Origin of the sequence: Nostoc paludosum FACHB-159 (assembly GCF_014698835.1) — a bacterium.
Classification (GTDB): domain Bacteria; phylum Cyanobacteriota; class Cyanobacteriia; order Cyanobacteriales; family Nostocaceae; genus Nostoc; species Nostoc paludosum.
In genome coordinates this window covers 20,576-37,217 of record NZ_JACJTU010000060.1, presented here as the reverse complement: position 1 = coordinate 37,217, position 16,642 = coordinate 20,576, and the positions used below count along the sequence as shown (strand labels likewise).

The 16,642-nt window shown below is 41.9% G+C and carries 22 protein-coding genes; 13 read left to right on the top strand and 9 right to left on the bottom strand.

Annotated features, from left to right (window positions below; all coding sequences use genetic code 11):
• Positions 1 to 104: 104 nt before the first annotated feature.
• The 4 genes from H6H03_RS33770 to ndhC form a co-directional block, all read right to left on the bottom strand.
• Complete coding sequence (locus H6H03_RS33770; protein ID WP_190959387.1) at positions 105 to 1,256, bottom strand: DUF262 domain-containing protein; 1,152 nt, start codon at positions 1,254 to 1,256, stop codon at positions 105 to 107.
• A 366-nt stretch (positions 1,257 to 1,622) separates the two neighbouring features.
• On the bottom strand, positions 1,623 to 2,153 hold the full coding sequence (locus H6H03_RS33765) for an NAD(P)H-quinone oxidoreductase subunit J (protein WP_190959386.1): 531 nt from the start codon (positions 2,151 to 2,153) through the stop codon (positions 1,623 to 1,625).
• On the bottom strand, positions 2,146 to 2,880 hold the full coding sequence (ndhK, locus tag H6H03_RS33760) for a photosynthetic/respiratory NAD(P)H-quinone oxidoreductase subunit K (RefSeq protein ID WP_190959385.1): 735 nt from the start codon (positions 2,878 to 2,880) through the stop codon (positions 2,146 to 2,148). Before ndhK ends, H6H03_RS33765 begins: the two co-directional genes overlap by 8 nt.
• Complete coding sequence (gene ndhC / locus H6H03_RS33755; RefSeq protein WP_096533965.1) at positions 2,871 to 3,233, bottom strand: photosynthetic/respiratory NAD(P)H-quinone oxidoreductase subunit C; 363 nt, start codon at positions 3,231 to 3,233, stop codon at positions 2,871 to 2,873. Before ndhC ends, ndhK begins: the two co-directional genes overlap by 10 nt.
• A 44-nt stretch (positions 3,234 to 3,277) precedes the next feature.
• Between ndhC and H6H03_RS33750 the strand changes: the two genes are divergently transcribed.
• The 7 genes from H6H03_RS33750 to H6H03_RS33720 all read left to right on the top strand — a co-directional run bounded on the left by H6H03_RS33750 (position 3,278) and on the right by H6H03_RS33720 (position 6,002).
• Positions 3,278 to 3,532, top strand: a complete 255-nt coding sequence (locus tag H6H03_RS33750; protein WP_190959384.1) for a hypothetical protein — start codon at positions 3,278 to 3,280, stop codon at positions 3,530 to 3,532.
• Between the two features lie 58 nt (positions 3,533 to 3,590).
• On the top strand, positions 3,591 to 3,926 hold the full coding sequence (locus H6H03_RS33745; RefSeq protein WP_190959383.1) for a rubredoxin: 336 nt from the start codon (positions 3,591 to 3,593) through the stop codon (positions 3,924 to 3,926).
• A gap of 157 nt (positions 3,927 to 4,083) precedes the next feature.
• Entirely contained in the window at positions 4,084 to 5,103 is a 1,020-nt protein-coding gene (locus tag H6H03_RS33740; RefSeq protein WP_190959382.1) for a photosynthesis system II assembly factor Ycf48, read from the top strand.
• Positions 5,104 to 5,287: 184 nt separating this feature from the next.
• Positions 5,288 to 5,536 (top strand): cytochrome b559 subunit alpha, encoded by a 249-nt coding sequence (psbE, locus tag H6H03_RS33735; RefSeq protein ID WP_190959381.1) that lies wholly within the window; start codon positions 5,288 to 5,290, stop codon positions 5,534 to 5,536.
• 9 nt (positions 5,537 to 5,545) lie between these two features.
• A complete protein-coding gene (gene psbF / locus H6H03_RS33730; RefSeq protein WP_190959380.1) occupies positions 5,546 to 5,683 on the top strand; it encodes a cytochrome b559 subunit beta in 138 nt (45 codons plus the stop codon).
• Between the two features lie 9 nt (positions 5,684 to 5,692).
• Complete coding sequence (locus tag H6H03_RS33725) at positions 5,693 to 5,812, top strand: photosystem II reaction center protein L (RefSeq protein WP_096533973.1); 120 nt, start codon at positions 5,693 to 5,695, stop codon at positions 5,810 to 5,812.
• A gap of 70 nt (positions 5,813 to 5,882) precedes the next feature.
• Positions 5,883 to 6,002, top strand: coding sequence for a photosystem II reaction center protein J (locus H6H03_RS33720; protein WP_073644363.1), 120 nt, complete (start codon positions 5,883 to 5,885; stop codon positions 6,000 to 6,002).
• Positions 6,003 to 6,267: 265 nt separating this feature from the next.
• On the opposite strand, the gene psaI is transcribed toward H6H03_RS33720, so the two are convergent.
• Positions 6,268 to 6,408, bottom strand: coding sequence for a photosystem I reaction center subunit VIII (gene psaI, locus H6H03_RS33715; protein WP_099066072.1), 141 nt, complete (start codon positions 6,406 to 6,408; stop codon positions 6,268 to 6,270).
• Positions 6,409 to 6,613: 205 nt separating this feature from the next.
• Positions 6,614 to 9,685 (bottom strand): hypothetical protein, encoded by a 3,072-nt coding sequence (locus tag H6H03_RS40780; protein WP_242058109.1) that lies wholly within the window; start codon positions 9,683 to 9,685, stop codon positions 6,614 to 6,616.
• A 407-nt stretch (positions 9,686 to 10,092) separates the two neighbouring features.
• On the opposite strand from H6H03_RS40780, the gene H6H03_RS33705 reads away from it, so the two are divergent.
• Positions 10,093 to 10,290, top strand: a complete 198-nt coding sequence (locus tag H6H03_RS33705) for a hypothetical protein (protein ID WP_190959379.1) — start codon at positions 10,093 to 10,095, stop codon at positions 10,288 to 10,290.
• A gap of 81 nt (positions 10,291 to 10,371) precedes the next feature.
• Positions 10,372 to 10,851 carry a Tic20 family protein gene (locus H6H03_RS33700; protein WP_190959378.1) on the top strand — a complete coding sequence of 160 codons (480 nt, stop codon included), beginning with the start codon at positions 10,372 to 10,374 and terminating at the stop codon, positions 10,849 to 10,851.
• A gap of 3 nt (positions 10,852 to 10,854) precedes the next feature.
• Here H6H03_RS33700 and H6H03_RS33695 read toward each other — a convergent pair whose 3' ends face one another.
• Positions 10,855 to 11,628: a fumarylacetoacetate hydrolase family protein gene (locus H6H03_RS33695; RefSeq protein WP_190959377.1), complete on the bottom strand. Its 774-nt coding sequence runs from the start codon at positions 11,626 to 11,628 to the stop codon at positions 10,855 to 10,857.
• Between the two features lie 406 nt (positions 11,629 to 12,034).
• On the opposite strand from H6H03_RS33695, the gene rpsF reads away from it, so the two are divergent.
• From rpsF to H6H03_RS33680, 3 genes are all read left to right on the top strand, one after another.
• Entirely contained in the window at positions 12,035 to 12,367 is a 333-nt protein-coding gene (gene rpsF, locus H6H03_RS33690; protein ID WP_190959376.1) for a 30S ribosomal protein S6, read from the top strand.
• A gap of 10 nt (positions 12,368 to 12,377) precedes the next feature.
• Positions 12,378 to 12,518 (top strand): hypothetical protein, encoded by a 141-nt coding sequence (locus H6H03_RS33685; RefSeq protein WP_190959375.1) that lies wholly within the window; start codon positions 12,378 to 12,380, stop codon positions 12,516 to 12,518.
• Positions 12,519 to 12,619: 101 nt separating this feature from the next.
• The gene (locus H6H03_RS33680; protein WP_190959374.1) at positions 12,620 to 13,180 is read left to right on the top strand and encodes an Npun_F5560 family protein; all 561 of its coding nucleotides are present in this window, start codon (positions 12,620 to 12,622) and stop codon (positions 13,178 to 13,180) included.
• 433 nt (positions 13,181 to 13,613) lie between these two features.
• Here the strand turns inward: H6H03_RS33680 and H6H03_RS33675 are convergent, their stop codons facing one another.
• On the bottom strand, positions 13,614 to 13,967 hold the full coding sequence (locus H6H03_RS33675) for an STAS domain-containing protein (protein WP_190959373.1): 354 nt from the start codon (positions 13,965 to 13,967) through the stop codon (positions 13,614 to 13,616).
• 485 nt (positions 13,968 to 14,452) lie between these two features.
• Between H6H03_RS33675 and H6H03_RS33670 the strand changes: the two genes are divergently transcribed.
• On the top strand, positions 14,453 to 15,085 hold the full coding sequence (locus tag H6H03_RS33670; protein WP_190959372.1) for a DedA family protein: 633 nt from the start codon (positions 14,453 to 14,455) through the stop codon (positions 15,083 to 15,085).
• A gap of 100 nt (positions 15,086 to 15,185) precedes the next feature.
• Here H6H03_RS33670 and H6H03_RS33665 read toward each other — a convergent pair whose 3' ends face one another.
• The gene (locus tag H6H03_RS33665; RefSeq protein WP_190959371.1) at positions 15,186 to 16,388 is read right to left on the bottom strand and encodes an argininosuccinate synthase; all 1,203 of its coding nucleotides are present in this window, start codon (positions 16,386 to 16,388) and stop codon (positions 15,186 to 15,188) included.
• Positions 16,389 to 16,642 lie beyond the last annotated feature (254 nt).

Here is a 16,642-nt window from a genome sequence, read left to right as displayed (position 1 = left end):
TGCCTTCAAACCCTCATTTTCTCGTACTGCCAGATGGCGATCGCTCCTTCCGTGCAAATCCTTGTAACTCTCTCCTGGTAAGCTTTCATGATTCGCGGATGAGTCTATAGTATTGGGCGTAATGCCTTCAATGTTATTTTATTTTCTCTATATGCCCTAAGAAGAGATAGAATCATTGATGTTTGCTGTTTGACATTAAAAAGACGTAATGCCTTTAACGATTGATAGATACTATTTTTTTCTTCAGGACTCCATTGATGGTTATCTGGGGATACAATAGAAACATAATAATCTGAGTTTTTTTGAAATTCTAATAATAATAATCGACATTTATTTTCAGAGTCATTTTTACTAGAAGAATCAATGTATTTTTTGATTTCTCCAAATAACTGTTTTTGAGTTGTATCACCATACTTAGAAAGCCAGTGATGATACAAGAAAGATTCTACAACAGTTTGTTCTAATCCATTATTGTCAAATTTTTCTAAGATGCCATTCCATATCAATTTATAAGTATCTAATGTTACGTTTGAAGTTCTTAGTTTCTGTAAAAGTAAGTTTTTTACTAAATCAGGTGTAGTAAGGTCTTTACCTCTAGTATTGAGAGTTTCAAAAATTAAATAAGCATCATCTTCGTTATCTAATTGAATAAATACTAATTTTAAGGAAAGAACTTTTTTCCTCAGAGATTTTAGAGTCTCTAGAATTGCGGGTATTCTCTCTTCAAATAAATCATTATAAGGTTCTGTGCTATCAAATTTAGGAATTATGGCATAAAGTTTCTTATTTATTAATTCAAATGCTGATTTTAAATTCTGTTCTTCATTACCTACATTACAGTGTATTTCTGCTGTGTTAAAACTTTGTATGTATCCTTGCAGGTAAGGAAAAGATGTCTCAGAATTCAAAACATATTCAGGGATATTATCTATATTAGCTTTCTCAATATATTGATGTACTCCTTTAGCTAAATTTTCATCTCCATAATCAAGAAAAGCATTTCTTATAGCAGCAAGCATTAATGTAATTGTTGTTAATCTTTGTTGACCATCGACTATTCCATAGTATGGTTTTTCTGTTTGATAAACAACCATTGAACCTATAAAATAATGTTCATAATCTCTAATGATCACATCTTCCCAAAAGTTAATAACCTCTTCATCAGTCCATGAATAAGGGCGTTGAAATCTTGGTATTTTAAAATAACCTAGAGAAAATATATCCTGGACTTCTTTATCATTAGCTTCGATTTTCATTGATTTCACATCCTTTATCAAGAAAAATATTGTATTAATTAAGATAGTCTGAGTCGAGTAACTGTTTTCACAAAGTATAACCCATTAACAATTATTAGCTAGTGTTATCACTGCTGTTTTAGGGTGTATTAAATCTAACCCATCACCCACTCATTCTCAACTAATCAAACGTTTACACTTTGAAAAGTGTGAAAGTCTTCACCAACTTAAACTCATCAATCTTTGAGTGACCAAAATCCTTAGTGTTAAGTGATTGAATTTCAGCAAATTTTGTCAACCAACTTTCAACTTTACATAAAACACCAAAAACATTACCCCTCTCCGCCACCGGAAAGGGGTTAATCACAGCTGAAACTCAGCACTAAATTAATAAGCGTCTTGCAACTCGTAAAAATCAGGCGAGACGTAATCCTTCCGCAAAGGCCAACCCACCCAATCTTCCGGCATCAAAATTCGCTTCAGATTTGGGTGTCCTTCATAGATAATGCCGTACATATCGTAAGACTCGCGCTCTTGCCAATCAGCAGTCTTCCAAATCCAATACACTGAAGGCACCACGGGATTTTCTCGTGGTAGGAATACCTTTAAGCGGACTTCTTCAGGCCGATCTGCATTATCACCCACCTTAACCAAGTGATACACGCTCACCAATTCCTGTCCTGGCCCAAGGTCAACGCCACCTTGAAACTGGAGATAATTAAACCCATAAGCATAAAGGGCTGTAGCGGTGGGGAGTAAAAAATCTGCCTCCACCTTAATTATCTCCACTCCGTTTTTGTCCGGTGTCAGAGACTCATGACCAAAACCATTTTCCGTCAACCACTGGGAAACTTTACCAGCTTCTACCAATGACTCTTCCTTAGCTGCTGGTACTGGTTTAGATTCTTCTTCAGCCACGGGGTTGTTCCTCCTTATTCTTAGCTGTCAGCAATGCAGGTGGTACTGGCATACCGATCGCTTCTGCCAATTCTTTCGGTGGTACAGAGCGAGTATCTGACTGCAAATACTTACCAGTTAAGATTTCTTCCACTGGCTTGAGGTTATGAGTCGTGCTGTAATAGCGGTGAGTTTGCTTAATTTTATCTCGCTCTTGCATCGAATCATTAGCAATTTTCTTCCGCAACTTAATAATGGCGTCGATAATTGCTTCTGGACGAGGAGGACAACCAGGCAAATACACATCCACAGGAATCAGTTTATCAACTCCGCGCACTGCCGTCGGAGAATCAACACTGAACATCCCGCCAGTAATCGTGCAAGCACCCATCGCAATTACATACTTCGGCTCAGGCATTTGTTCGTAAAGACGCACTAATTGGGGTGCCATCTTCATGGTAATTGTCCCTGCCGTAATGATTAAATCAGCTTGGCGGGGGCTAGAACGAGGAATTAGACCAAAACGGTCAAAATCAAACCGCGAGCCAATTAAAGCTGCAAACTCAATGAAGCAGCAAGCAGTACCAAATAATAGCGGCCACAAACTAGAAAGCCGCGCCCAGTTGTAGAGATCGTCAACCGTAGTCAAAATGACGTTTTCTGAAAGGTCTTGAGTGACAGTAGGACGCTCAATGGGGTTGATGATTCGCTCTTTGTCCTGGGTTATTAAGTTAGAATTCAAGACCATTCCAAAGCTCCTTTACGCCATGCGTAAACTAAAGCAACTACAAGAATTGCAATAAAGATTAGCGCTTCAATAAATGCCAATAGCCCCAGACGGTGGAAAGCCACGGCCCAAGGATACAAGAATACAGTCTCCACGTCAAAGACCACGAAGACCAGAGCAAACATGTAGTAGCGAATATTGAACTGAATCCAGGCTCCTCCAATGGGTTCCATCCCAGATTCGTAAGTAGTACGCCGTTCAGGGCTGTAACTACTGGGCCGTAAGAGCTTGGATGCTGAGAGCGCTAAGGCAGGAACTAGGCTACAGATGATTAAAAAGCCTAGAAGGTACTCGTAACCGCTGAGGACAAACACAATGAGTATCTACCGCTTATGGAGTATTTAGGTTAGGACTGGGCATGGGGCATTGGGCATCGGGCATCGGGAGTTTGGGATATGAGGGAGACAAGGCGACAAGGAGAAAACTTGCTTTTCTTGTCTTTTCCCCTTGTCCCCCCATCTTCTTCCCATGCCCCATGCCCAATGCCCCATGCCCAATCCCTGTAATTGCGTTACTTTCTTTTACATTATATCTGTTTGATTTTTCTGAAATCTACGAAACAAATGGATTTCAGGTATTTGATTGGTTTTTAGTATTGCATAGAAAAGTCTAACAGTTATGTCATAATTTTTAACGTATATTTAAGATTTCTCCTCTGCGAGGCCTTAGCCATGAGCGAACCAGCTGTTGAGACTTCAGTGTTAGACCGCTATGAGTGTCGCGCCTGCGGTTATGTTTACGAACCTGAAAAGGGAGATGATAAACATGACATTCCTTCAGGAACACCCTTTGCAGAACTGCCCATAACTTGGCGCTGTCCAGTTTGTAGTGCCAAGAAAACGGCTTTTGCCAACATCGGGCCTGTGGGTTCGGCATCCGGCTTTAAAGAAAATCTCGGTTACGGTTTGGGTGTCAACAACCTAACCCCAACCCAAAAGAATGTCCTAATTTTCGGAGCCTTAGCTCTTGCCTTTTTGTTTTTTCTTAGTCTCTACGGCTTACAATGACATCCGGCTAAGAGTTGGGAGTTGGGAGTTAGGAATTCTGAGTTCTGAATTCTGAACTCTGAACTCTGAACTCTCAAGTTTGTAAAGCGACTGTAGCCTTTAAGGTAAACCTTTTAGAAAACCCTACACAAATTTAGAATCAATCTAAGAGATACTGATGCATTCAATTTTGAAAAGTTGGCAACGAATATTTGCCTTGTTACTGGTAGTCCTGATGTGTATAGGTTGTAGCAAAGTCCCTTCCGTTAGCTACAACCCTTGGAAAATCATTTCTGTGCCAACAGATGCGAAGTTGCTGGATATTGCTTTTACTGGTAATCCTCAGCATGGCTACTTAGTAGGTAGCAATGCTACCCTGTTGGAAACCAATGATGGAGGCGATACTTGGAAACCAATAGCACTGCAACTAGATGAGCAAAAGTATCGCTTTAACTCGGTAAGTTTTATCGGTAAAGAAGGTTGGATTGCTGGAGAACCTGGATTTTTAATTCATACCACTGATGAAGGTGCTTCTTGGTCGCGGATTGCTCTGAGCGAAAAGCTACCGGGTAACCCGATCGCAGTTAAAGCATTAGCAGATAACAAAGCCGAATTGGCTACTGATGTGGGAGCTATCTATCAAACCACAGACGGCGGCAAAAACTGGAAAGCCAAAGTGGAATCAGCAGTAGGCGTAGTGCGTAACTTAGAACGTTCTGCTGATGGCAAATATGTTGCCGTTTCCGCTAAGGGGAACTTCTACTCGACTTGGGAACCAGGGCAAAGTGCTTGGGTTCCTCACAACCGCAATAGTTCTCGCCGGGTAGAAAATATGGGTTTTACTGACAATGGTCAGTTGTGGATGCTAGCCAGAGGAGGTCAAATCCAGTTTACTGAACCAACTAAACCTGAGGAGTGGCAAAAAGCAGATTTTCCAGAGTTATCCACTAGTTGGGGTTTACTGGATTTGGCATATCGCACACCCGATGAAATTTGGATAGGTGGCGGTAGCGGTAATTTGCTACAAAGTACCGACGGTGGCAAAACCTGGCAAAAAGACCGTGAGGTAGAAGAAGTAGCTGCTAATTTGTACAAGATCGTTTTCTTCCAACCAGAACAAGGATTTGTCATTGGCGATCGCGGCATCTTGCTGAAATACCTACCAAAACCTGAAACAACTTCCGCAGAAGCAGCTTAACGGGGACTGGTGACTGGGGACTAGGGACTGGGGAAGAGTTTTTACAACACCCAATCCCCAATACCCAATCCCCAATACCCAGTCCCCAATACCCATTTCTGAGAAGAAGTTTGCAACTTGTAACTCTTTCTAAACTTTGTAGGATAATAAACTCAATACATTCTTAATGAAGGTAGGGATCTAAATGTCAGGTACCACTGGAGAACGTCCATTTTCGGACATCATTACCAGCGTTCGTTACTGGGTAATTCATAGCATCACCATCCCCGCATTGTTTATTGCTGGTTGGTTATTTGTCAGCACCGGACTGGCTTATGATGCTTTTGGTACACCCCGCCCCAATGAATATTTCACACCAGCGCGGCAAGAAGTACCAATTGTGAAGAACCGTTTTGAAGCGAAACAACAAGTTGAACAATTTATTGGAAAGTAGTTTGAGATCATGACTAGCGGCAATAACATCAATCAACCAGTTAGCTATCCAATTTTTACCGTTAGATGGCTGGCAGTTCACACATTAGGTGTGCCAACTGTATTCTTTTTAGGCGCGATCGCCGCAATGCAATTTATTCAACGCTAGGAGCAAGTTATGGAAAGATCGCCCAATCCCAATAATCAACCGGTTGAATTAAACCGGACTTCACTATACCTGGGACTACTACTAATTTTCGTTCTGGGAATTCTGTTTTCTAGTTACTTCTTTAACTAACTAGAACAAATTTTGTTAATCTTTGTTTATTGAACGTGTGTTGATTTGTTGTTAAGGGAGGAGAGAAGCTGTGTCTGGAAGTGGGAGAATTCCCCTGTGGGTCGTCGCTACGGTCGCAGGATTAGGTGTAATTACAGTCTTGGGCATTTTCTTTTATGGTGCCTACGCCGGACTGGGTTCTTCAATCTAAAATTAGTTTGAAGCCAATACTATAAAGTCTGAATTTTCTAGCATTTGTTGAGAAATCAGCATTAAAAAAGCCGCCTGTCTCTTTGAGATAGGCGGTATTGTTACATCAGATTTCAAGGAAAGCCAATCAATTTTGGATTTTGGATTGACCCTATGCTTGAATGTTTTACTTTTGAATTCTGAATTCAGAATTCAGGTGTGATAATTAGGTAATTGGTAAAAAGCAAAGTAATCTATTACCAATTACCAATGAAGGAATAAACCAATTAAGCAATATCTTCGCTTTCTATGTATAAAAATAGAAATGCGAATACTGCACCTGGTAAAACCCAACCAATAATCGGAACGAAGATAGCAGGCAAGTAGGAAGTGCTAGCCAAGATGGTAGGCAAAAATTCAAATGCCATAGAAAAAGTTCCTGTTAAATCACACTACAATTCAAGATGAGCTTACTGCAAAGTGCGCCAGATTTTTTAAATTCTAAAGATTTTTAACACAGCCGATATTGGGCATAGGGCATCGGAGATGAGGGAGATGGGGAGATGGGGAGTATGGGGGAAAGAGAATTTATGCTTCCCACACCTCTTCATGCCCTATGCCCCATGCCCCATTTTAAATACCCAATAATTCATCTAGCTCTAAGTTTGGTAAGTCTGGGGGAATGACAGTTCGCACTGTTGTCACTTTGTGACTCTCCTGTTGGGTTGTTGGATCGACAGCGATCGCTTCTAAGCGAATTTCCAAACAGCCAAAGGGAATATTTAATTGCGTCATCACTTCCAACCCTCCCAAGGTGTTAGGTAGTAAATTTGTCAGTAAATGAGGCCCATCTAATAACCAACGAGTTTGGCAGTCTTCAACCCATAACTTGATAGCAACTTGTCGAGCTACTTCAGGCATCACTACGCGTACTATCACAGACTTGCCAGCTATTAGTTCGCCCTCTGGCACATACAGTTGTGGAGTTGGTAAAGGCTCAATTGCTTCCATACTTATAGCTAGGAGATGAGATAAATCTGATGCTAGTTGCTCCTCCTCTTCTAAGGCATAACTTGTCGTTATATCGGCTTCTAATTCACTATATGTATCATCTACAACAATTTCTTGCGCCAACCAAGCTGAAGCTGTATTTCTGCTAATCGGCGGAGGCGGAGGCGGTATTTGTGATGGCAAAGGTGGTGAAAATGTCGGTTCTTCTAAGATTTCTTCTATTACTGTATTTTCCTGTATAACTAGATCTACTTTTTCTACTGCGTCTATGTCTTCTAGTATTTCTGTATTGGCATCTAGGCTTAACAGCAAGTTGACATCAACAGCATCAACATCGCTATTGGGAGTTTCTGCGCTCACAGAAAGCGACGCCTGCCGATCTGGAATACAGTTATCGTAGTCTTGGGGTGGTAGCTCATTTAAGGGTTCAGGGAAAGAGTATCCTTGGCTGTGCATCCACTTCCTAAGCAAGGGAGATGAGTAAAGTTTTGTTTTAATGAATTCTGAATTTTGCTGAGAAAGTACTTGAGCAATAGATTCTTCTTGGACTTCTGAATTTGGTTGAGTTGGTATTTGAGCAATAGATTCTTCTTGGACTTCTGAATTTGGTTGAGCAAGTATTTGAGCAATAGATTCTTCTTGGACTTCTAAATTTGGTTGAGCAAGTACTTGGGCCGTGTTCTTATCTTCATCAATAATTGCGTCCAACTGCGGTATGTCCTCAGCCGCTTGAATTTCCAATGTATCCGGAGCATTATCAGTTTGTAGCCGTTTCAAGTATGGAAAAGTCGTGTCGATTATTGGTATTCGCCGTTGCCTGATGACTAACTGCTCCAAGTTGATGGCAGCTATAGTAGCATCCTTTTCTAAAAGCTCATTCTGTAAAGGAGATTCTGCAACGATATCTGTGGGGGTATTGACATCAGTTTTGATGGGAGGCAATTTCGGTAATTGAGGCAAACTAGGTGAATTTTTCAGTTGAGATGTCCGGCGGGTGGTTTCTTGGGGAACTTGGAGGTTTGTTTGCCCTGATAGGAGGGTGTTTGGGGATGGGTTGGCTACCGCAGCCTCGTCTGTTTTTCGGACTTTGACCAAATTCAATAGTTTTAAATCGAGCTTAACAGTTGCCTGTGGTTGTGTGAAATTGGTAGAGGAGGCCGATGGTGCTATCACTTCATTGGAAGATGTACTAGATTTTGCTGCGGCTGTGATTGTCAGTAATTCTGTTACATCTGCTGTAATTGTGAAAGACTGGTTGGCTAACTGTGTGACTTCACTAATGTCAGCGAATTTACCATACAAACTGATATCCGCCAAAATTAACTTCGATTCACATTCAGCAGGAATATCAATTGAGGTATTGATATTAAAGGGCAGTTCTTGATCTGCTAAGGGTTGCCGTACCTGGGTCAAGATTTGCGACTGTAGGGGCGATCGCAGTTCAATTTTTAGTTCTAGTCCACGGACGCTTTTTGGCAATGTTTCAGCCAGTTCTAGATCCGTCTTTTCCTCAAGTTCTACGCGCCCATTAATTGTTAAACCTTGTCCCCAACGAGCAATATAAGTATCCCGATCTAAAGTCAGCAATAATGGCGGTAGCTGTTGTGTTTCTGAAGAATCCATAACCTTTTCATCTTCAGATAGCGGTTCAGGAGTCGGTAAAGCTAATTCTATTAAATTTTGTAAAATCTGTTCTACCGTTTCACCTTTGAGCCATACAGGACTGATCGGCTGATCGATACCTATATTCTCTTCTTGAGTTGTATCTGGCACAATAACCGTGTCAGTGGTGGTAAATATATCCTCTTCTTGAGTTATATCTGGCACAATAACCGTGTCAGTGGTGGTAAGTATATGCTCTTGTTGAGTTATATCTGGCACAATAGCCGCAGCAGTGTTAGTAAATATATCCTCTTCTCTAGTTACATCTGGCACAATATCTGTGTCAGCAAAACTAAATACCTCGTATTCATTGGTTTTATCTGGCACAATAGCTGTGTCATTGCTGTTAGTTGTATATTCCAGTTGAGTTACATCTAGGACAATAGCCGTGTCAGTGGTACTAGCTGTATCTTCTTGTTTAGTAGCATTTGCCACAACAGCCGTGTTAACCCTACTATCTATATTTTCTTGTATAGTTCCATTTGCCACAATAGCCGTGTCAGCGCTGCTATCTGTAGGAATTGGCAACTCTGTGGAGACGGCGATCGCCTGCTCTAGGGTTTCTACTGGCTGTGGGGCATAGTACATGGGGAATGGGGCATCGGGAAGAGGCATAGAAGAAAGACTTGCTGCAACTTCTCCCCTGCTCCCCTGTCCCTCTGCTCGCTCTGCGGCCTCTGCTTCCTGACACAGGACTTGCACTTGGACACCGTATTGCCAAGATTTACCCAACATATCCGACATCAAATCGCCCGAACAGCGCAGTTCCCAAACTCCTGGCTCAAAGTGAGTAAAGGGAATTACCGCCATTAAGCCTTCTGAGTTAGTGCGACGCGAACGCTTGAAAATTCGGCGTTTTGGTGTAACTTCGTGTGTTGAAAAGTGAGTGACGCGTACTTCCACATCCGTATTCAGCAGGTTGGAACGAGCCAGAACTCTATACTGCCCTTCCAAAATTTGTGAATTTGGCGATTCCAGGATATGCCACGAGCGATCGCCTTGCTTCTGTATCAGAAATTGCCAGTGTTCCATTGTGAGTGATGCCCAGACCTACAAGCCGCCCAATAATATTGTGTATTAGCTTGCTTGCAAGTTTACCTCAGTAATTTGTAATTGCATCCCTAAAAAGCCTATCAAGTTAACTTAGTGTCATATACTTAAATTTTCGCAAAGTCAATACTCTGGAATCAGCCTTTTTTTAATCAACAACCCAATCTCTAACAGAACAGAACATACAATAAATTAAGATTCACTTGACAACTTTAGATTAAATTGTGACACCCACATTTTTGCTACAAACGGGTAGGATGTGGCTTCTAAGTATGTTCTTCCATCGCCAATAGTTATAGCTGACAACGCGCCGTCTTTTTAGACCGCTACAACCAGCGTTCTCTCGGAGTGAAATGTAGGTGACAATCAAAATTTACAGGAGGGATTAGATGCTAGTCATTTTAATGGACGAGCAAATCCTTGCCCCTGAGCAAGTTTGCCAGTCTTGTTTACTCGCTGATGTGAGCGGCCAACCCCGTTGGCGTGGGGGTCAACTGCGTTGTGGCCAAGCCATCCGCAAACGAAATCAACAGCAGCCAGACCAGTATGAATGTGTAATGGGCTTTCGCATCGCCCATATAGAATAACTGAATTTACCAGCAAGACCAGGCAACTGCGTTATCCTAAGGTCAAGTAAGTGTTGAAAAATAACCATAGGAGAATGCATAATGACTTGGCGCGGGTCTACAACTGTTCCAGATCGGATTTTTGCTTGCTTGCCTTATTTACTGCCCCTAATTGATGGTTTAGTCTTTGGTAGGTTTTTGTTTACTCAGTTTCCAGTACTACAAGTCCTGCTTTTACCGCTCCAACCAGTGCTAATAATTTACGGTAGTTTAGGACAATTGGGACAGCTAATCGTGTTCTTTGCCTTGTTCCTACTGGTGGTAAGAAACGAAAAAATTAGTCACTTCATTCGTTTCAACACAATGCAGGCAATTCTTTTGGACATCGTGATATTTTTGTGCTCCATATTGGTGCGAATTTTAGGACAGGTTCCTGGTACTGGCTTTGCAATAGAAACAGTGGCTAACACTATCTTTTTAGGCGTAGTGGTAGCAGTTGGATATTCAGTCATCCAGTCTTTAATAGGGCGTTATGCAGAAATTCCAGCGATTTCTGATGCCGTGCACATGCAAGTGCGCTAGTCCTTAACGGGTCGCTACGGTGTTTTCCAGGCGGCCGATACCTTCTATTTCTACACGGACGCGATCGCCCAGTTGCAACGCACTAACACCCTCTGGCGTTCCTGTAAGCACCACATCTCCCGGTAGTAACGTCATCACCTGACTGATATAAGACACTAAAACATCCGGCGGAAATACCATCCGATCGATACAGCTAGATTGGACTGGGTTGGCGTCGTCATTCAGAAAAGTCTGCAATCTCGCACCTGGATTTAATTCCCGCACAATCCAAGGCCCCAAAGGACAAAAAGTATCAAAACCTTTGGCTCGCGTCCATTGACCATCTTGTTTTTGTAAATCCCGCGCTGTCACATCATTAGCGATGGTGTAGCCCCAAATTTTAGTTTGGGCGATTTCTGGTGTACAGTCAAAAACGCGATCGCCAATGATTAATGCTAACTCTCCTTCGTAATCTACTCGTTGCGACTGGGGAGGATATTTAATTTCCGTCTCAGACGGAATAATCGACGTGGGTGGCTTAAGAAAAATTAGTGGCTCAGAAGGTACTGGAGTACCCATTTCTGCGGCATGATCCGCGTAATTCTTCCCCACTGCCACAATTTTCGATGGAGCGCAGGGAGCCAAAATTTGGTAGTTTTCTGGCGTTAAAATTAATTCAGTGGGTTGCCCTTGTAACCAGGGCGGAGCATCTAGCACCTGGACGTTGAAGGAGGGTTGTAGTAACCCATAGTAAATTTGTCCTTCTTGATTTTGAATTCGTACATAGCGCTGCGCCATAACCTCGATCGATATCCTTTTGTCTTTCATTAAAACCTGTAAGCGAGTAGTAGCAATCCTCAGTTAGCTTTTTGGCGAACCGATTGAGCCTTGAGCAAAAAAGCGATCGCTACAGATGCCCTTTGAAAAAGGCGCTGATAGCTGAATCAATTTGCTGGCGAACACCAAAAGCTGGATTCTTACTTGCTAAAGAAATCTGGGGCCGGTGAGCGACCTAGTATTTCAATAGGGACATCCAAGAAATGAAATCCAAAGTTCGGCAGATTGGCTAATGATTCAAATTGAAAACTGGTAAGATTATAGTTCCTTGTTGCTTCAGATGTTGATTAATACTAGTATTTTAAATAAAAATCAAGTATAGATTGACACTAGCAGCCATTTTTTGTCCATAAGGAGACTAAAAAATATGACCACAAGTTACGAAACAATGTACATCCTGCGTCCTGATTTAGGAGACGAACAGGTAGAGCAAGCAATTACCAAATATCAGAATTTGCTGCGCGAACAAGGCGCCGAGGATATCCAAATTCAAAATCGTGGTAAACGTCGTCTGGCTTATGAAATCAAAAGACACCGCGATGGCATTTACATCCAATTTAACTACACCGCACCTGCAACTGCGATCGCTCCATATGAACGCGCCATGCGCTTGAGTGAAGACGTGATTCGCTATCTCACAATTAAGCAGGAACTGGAAGAGGATAAAACTGCCAAAGTAGCTGCAAATGCAACTGCATAGGAAATAGGGCATGGGGCAAGCAGCAAGTGTGGGAGGGGTGGGAGGTGTGGGAGGATATGGAAGAAATCTTTCCCCCCCCCACTCCCTCATCTCCCCAGTCCCCAATCCCCAATCCCATTCAATAAAATTTTGTTTTTTTATTTACCAGTAACTTGGTTAGTAATGCTAAATTAACAAATACTTGCCAAAGGTAGTACTCCCGCAGTTATACCTAAGACTGGACAAGATTCTGAATGGGAGCGGTAAGCTACTGTGAGTCAATCTAATACATCAAACATTCAAGTTCTCTCTACGGAAGTATCGCAACTACGCCAAGAGTTGCAACTTCGCGATCAATTAGTACAACAGCTATCTCAAGAACTCTTCCGGCTGGTAAAAGGTAATACTAGTTTTATGCCCCACCAGCCGGAAGTTGAACGCGATAACACTCAGTTACAAGCTTTGCAAGAACAACTCCAAGCTGTTGAGCAGCAGGTGGCATTTTACCAGGAGCAAATTACAACTCGTGACTTGGAAATTTACCAATTGCGACAGTCAGTCCAAGAACTGACCGATCGCACTCGGATGTTGGAGCAAGTAGTACAAGAACTACCTCAAATTTACCGTCGTAAGTTTGAGGAGCGTATGACGCCAGTCAGAGAAAAAGTCGCAATGCTACAACGAGAAAACCGCCAACTACAGGCGGAACTGCAAAGTGTAAGTTACCGTTTAGCAATCAAAACCCGCAATGCTAGTCACAGCGGCATTGATTTGCCAAATTTTCCTCGTCCTACATCCGAACAAACTCAAATTTCAACTCCCCAAAATGCCTAAAAGAGGATGTTTGAAAACTAGTAGCTGATGTATCAAAAACTTTTCTTTAGATTTACCCTACCTTCCTCCTTCAAAAGGAGGAACAGGAGGATTTTAGATTCGATTCCCCTTTTTTAGGCTCCTTCGCAGGAATGTTAATATGAAGGTACACCACCTTTCAAACATCGTCTGAGAGTAGTTTAAAATCCGTGCTTTCAAGAGGCTGGGGAGTCCGAGAAACAATTGCATCTGTTGTGACCGATTTTGGTCATTTCCGGTACTACATCAATAGCTCGGAAGCTATGAGTTTTCCTCAACATTGTTCTTTAGGTAAAATAGAAAATTAGCCTGCTAGCACCAGACTTTTTTCTTTGACGATGTGAGGATGCACAAAAAGTTTAAATAAATGCAAAATCGCTTGACTCCACCATCCTTCTTCAGATAGATTTATATATTAGCCTGCTAGCACCAGAGTCTCATCTTTATCAGTGGTAAAGATATCTTCGTAAGTATCAAATATTTCAAACACTGAATCTAACTGTGTGAGTTCCAAAATTAATCTTACAGGAGTTTGCACGTTGCATAGAACTAAACGACAGCCTCTTTGACGTGCAGCTTTCAACCCTTTTACTAGAGGAACTAAACCAGAACTATCCATAAAGTTAACTTCTGCCAGGTCAATAACCCAGAGTTGATGAGGTTGGGGCACGACTCCAGCCATCTGTTCGCTCAAAGCCATGCCACCTTGCAAATCGATGCTTGCTTGGGGTTTGAATAAAATCACTTGAAGTTCTTGTGTGAGAGTCATGAATTTAACAGGGTAGTTGGAACACTTGACAAAAAACCGAAAAAAGACATAAATACGTCTTCTCTTTCAACAGCAAAATCACTGTTTTACCCAGATATTTAGGTAATTTCAGCCTAGAAGTTGACAGAGTTTTCTTCAGTATTCATGTCGTATAATTTGTAATAACTTTCCCCAATATAGGCATAAGCGCCTAACAAATTCGGTATCAACCGTATCTTTTACGAAATTTTTATAATTTAACCAGAGATTTATAAATTTTTTATAAATCTTTTCTTTACTTGTTACAAAAGTATGACTTTGTGGTAGCGAATGCTAGAAATATTATAGTTAATAGTCAAAACTTAATAAAAACCATAGATTATAATATATGAATTATTCAAGGCTAAGATGAGTCAATAAATCTATGTAGCGGTTTGATTGACACCCTAGCCAAAAACAAGCAAAGATATAGTAAAAGTAAAAATTTGTAAACACGGCGGTGCAGGATGTCTTTAGAGTTCATTTCACTAGAAAACATCCAGGAAGTCGCCCATAACTACGGCTATTGGGCTATTTTTTTGGGAATTTTGCTAGAAAATTTAGGCATTCCTGTTCCTGGCGAAACCGTGACCCTAGTGGGCGGATTTTTAGCTGGTAGCGACGAACTAAATTTCTGGCTGGTTCTCGGTGACGCAATTATGGGTGCTGTAATTGGCGGAGTTTGTGGCTATTGGGTTGGTAGAGCTAGTGGCTGGTCTTTTTTGGTAAAAGTTGGTAGCATCTTTCGGATTTCGGAAGTGCGATTGCTGAATATTAAAGAGCAATTTAGTCAAAATAGTGCAAAAGCAGTATTTGTTGGACGTTTTCTGGCATTATTGCGGGTCTTTGCTGCGCCACTAGCTGGGGTAGCTGAAATGCCCTTCAGAAAATTCTTTTTATACAATTTTTTAGGAGCAATTGCTTGGGCTAGCTTGATGGTGACATTAGCTTTCTTTGCTGGCAAAATTATTTCCCTAGAGCAATTGGTTGCTTGGGTGAGTAAATTTGCGATCGTAGCATTACTGATTTTGGCTGGTTTAATTTTTGTGCCAGTATGGCTAGAGTCTCGTCAAGTTAAAGAAGTGGGAAGTGAGGAGTGAGGGAGTAGACGCGGGGACGCGGGGAAAGAGAATGCGGATATACGCAGAATTTATCACAAACACTCTTTGCGTCACCGCGTCACCCACTCTCTGTGTCTTTCTAACCTCTTGTTAACTGCGACCAAATGCGAGTTGGTAGCCCCCAAACGTAGATAAAGCCCTCAGCAGCTTTGTGATCGAATTGGTCTTCGGCTCCGTAGGTTGCCAAATCAGGACTGTAGAGGGAATTATCGCTAGAGCGTCCAACGATGGTGGCATTACCCTTAAACAACTTCACGCGCACAGTTCCAGATACTTGCTCTTGTGTCTTTTGAATAAAAGCGTCTAGTGCTGCTTTGAGTGGACTGTACCATAGACCGTTGTAAACTATTTGACTATAACTTTCTTCAATCCCACGCTTGTAATGGGTAACATCTGCTGTCAAAGTCAAACTTTCCAAATCTCTATGTGCCTGAATTAGGACTAACATCGCGGGTGATTCGTAGATCTCCCGCGATTTTATGCCTACTAGACGGTTTTCGATCATATCAATCCGCCCAATACCGTGATTTCCTACAAGCTGATTGAGTTGTTCAATTAGCTCAACTGGCTTTTTGGCTACGCCATTGAGGCTGGTGGGGATACCACGATGGAAACCAATTTCGATGTACTCCGGTTCGTTGGGCGTATTAGCGATCGCTTTGGTCATTTCATAGATTTCTTCTGGTGGCTCGAATGAAGGATCTTCGAGTAAACCAGCTTCAATGCTTCGACCGAGCAAATTCTTATCAATGCTGTAGGGAGAAGATTTTTTGACTGGTGAGGGAATACCAAACTTTTCACCATAGGCGATGGTTTGCTCGCGGCTCATTCCCCATTCTCTGGCTGGTGCGAGGATCTTCAGGTTGGGGTTGAGGGCGGTAACAGACACATCAAAGCGGACTTGATCGTTACCTTTACCAGTACAACCATGAGCGATGGCATCAGCACCGTATTTTTCGGCTGTTTCTACTAATACCTTGGCAATTAGCGGACGGGCAAGGGCAGTTCCTAGAGGGTAACGATTTTCATAAAGAGCGTTGGCTTGAATTGCTGCAAAGGCGTAATCTTTAACAAAGCTGTCTTTAACATCCGCTACTAAGGATTCACTTGCACCGGATTTGAGAGCTTTTTCTCTGACTGGCTCTAACTCATCTCCCTGACCTAAATCTGCTGCTAGGGTAATTACCTCTTCCACACCCCATTCCTGCTTCAGATAGGGGATGCAAACAGAAGTATCTACTCCGCCAGAATATGCCAGAACAACCTTTTTGGCGCGACCCATTAATTTCTCCAGTTAGGAAAGAAAACAAACAATGAGTCATTATTATATCGAAACTAATCCAGATATATTTTATTCATGCAACAACCGATAGGAGGAGTTTGCAGCCAGAATAGGCTAGGCCTCGCTGCGCTAACAGAACTCACAATTCAACAGTCATAGTTTCGATCGCAGTTTGCGAATAAAGCGATGGAATATTTTTTGATTTGGTTTTGAACGTCTCAATATTTTTAATGCAAAATATTTTTTGCTTTCAA

What these genes read in the sequence shown, in the direction of transcription:
- H6H03_RS33725 (WP_096533973.1), top strand. Translation starts at nt 5,693, where the DNA reads ATGGAAAGATCGCCCAATCCCAATAATCAACCGGTTGAATTAAACCGG.
- psbE (WP_190959381.1), top strand. Translation starts at nt 5,288, where the DNA reads ATGTCAGGTACCACTGGAGAACGTCCATTTTCGGACATCATTACCAGC.
- rpsF (WP_190959376.1), top strand. Translation starts at nt 12,035, where the DNA reads ATGACCACAAGTTACGAAACAATGTACATCCTGCGTCCTGATTTAGGA.
- H6H03_RS33770 (WP_190959387.1), bottom strand. Translation starts at nt 1,256, where the DNA reads ATGAAAATCGAAGCTAATGATAAAGAAGTCCAGGATATATTTTCTCTA.
- psbF (WP_190959380.1), top strand. Translation starts at nt 5,546, where the DNA reads ATGACTAGCGGCAATAACATCAATCAACCAGTTAGCTATCCAATTTTT.
- H6H03_RS33695 (WP_190959377.1), bottom strand. Translation starts at nt 11,628, where the DNA reads ATGGCGCAGCGCTATGTACGAATTCAAAATCAAGAAGGACAAATTTAC.
- psaI (WP_099066072.1), bottom strand. Translation starts at nt 6,408, where the DNA reads ATGGCATTTGAATTTTTGCCTACCATCTTGGCTAGCACTTCCTACTTG.
- H6H03_RS33750 (WP_190959384.1), top strand. Translation starts at nt 3,278, where the DNA reads ATGGGGCATTGGGCATCGGGCATCGGGAGTTTGGGATATGAGGGAGAC.
- H6H03_RS33705 (WP_190959379.1), top strand. Translation starts at nt 10,093, where the DNA reads ATGCTAGTCATTTTAATGGACGAGCAAATCCTTGCCCCTGAGCAAGTT.
- H6H03_RS33700 (WP_190959378.1), top strand. Translation starts at nt 10,372, where the DNA reads ATGACTTGGCGCGGGTCTACAACTGTTCCAGATCGGATTTTTGCTTGC.
- H6H03_RS40780 (WP_242058109.1), bottom strand. Translation starts at nt 9,685, where the DNA reads ATGGAACACTGGCAATTTCTGATACAGAAGCAAGGCGATCGCTCGTGG.
- ndhK (WP_190959385.1), bottom strand. Translation starts at nt 2,880, where the DNA reads ATGGTCTTGAATTCTAACTTAATAACCCAGGACAAAGAGCGAATCATC.
- H6H03_RS33685 (WP_190959375.1), top strand. Translation starts at nt 12,378, where the DNA reads ATGGGGCAAGCAGCAAGTGTGGGAGGGGTGGGAGGTGTGGGAGGATAT.
- H6H03_RS33745 (WP_190959383.1), top strand. Translation starts at nt 3,591, where the DNA reads ATGAGCGAACCAGCTGTTGAGACTTCAGTGTTAGACCGCTATGAGTGT.
- H6H03_RS33740 (WP_190959382.1), top strand. Translation starts at nt 4,084, where the DNA reads ATGCATTCAATTTTGAAAAGTTGGCAACGAATATTTGCCTTGTTACTG.
- H6H03_RS33665 (WP_190959371.1), bottom strand. Translation starts at nt 16,388, where the DNA reads ATGGGTCGCGCCAAAAAGGTTGTTCTGGCATATTCTGGCGGAGTAGAT.
- H6H03_RS33675 (WP_190959373.1), bottom strand. Translation starts at nt 13,967, where the DNA reads ATGACTCTCACACAAGAACTTCAAGTGATTTTATTCAAACCCCAAGCA.
- H6H03_RS33670 (WP_190959372.1), top strand. Translation starts at nt 14,453, where the DNA reads ATGTCTTTAGAGTTCATTTCACTAGAAAACATCCAGGAAGTCGCCCAT.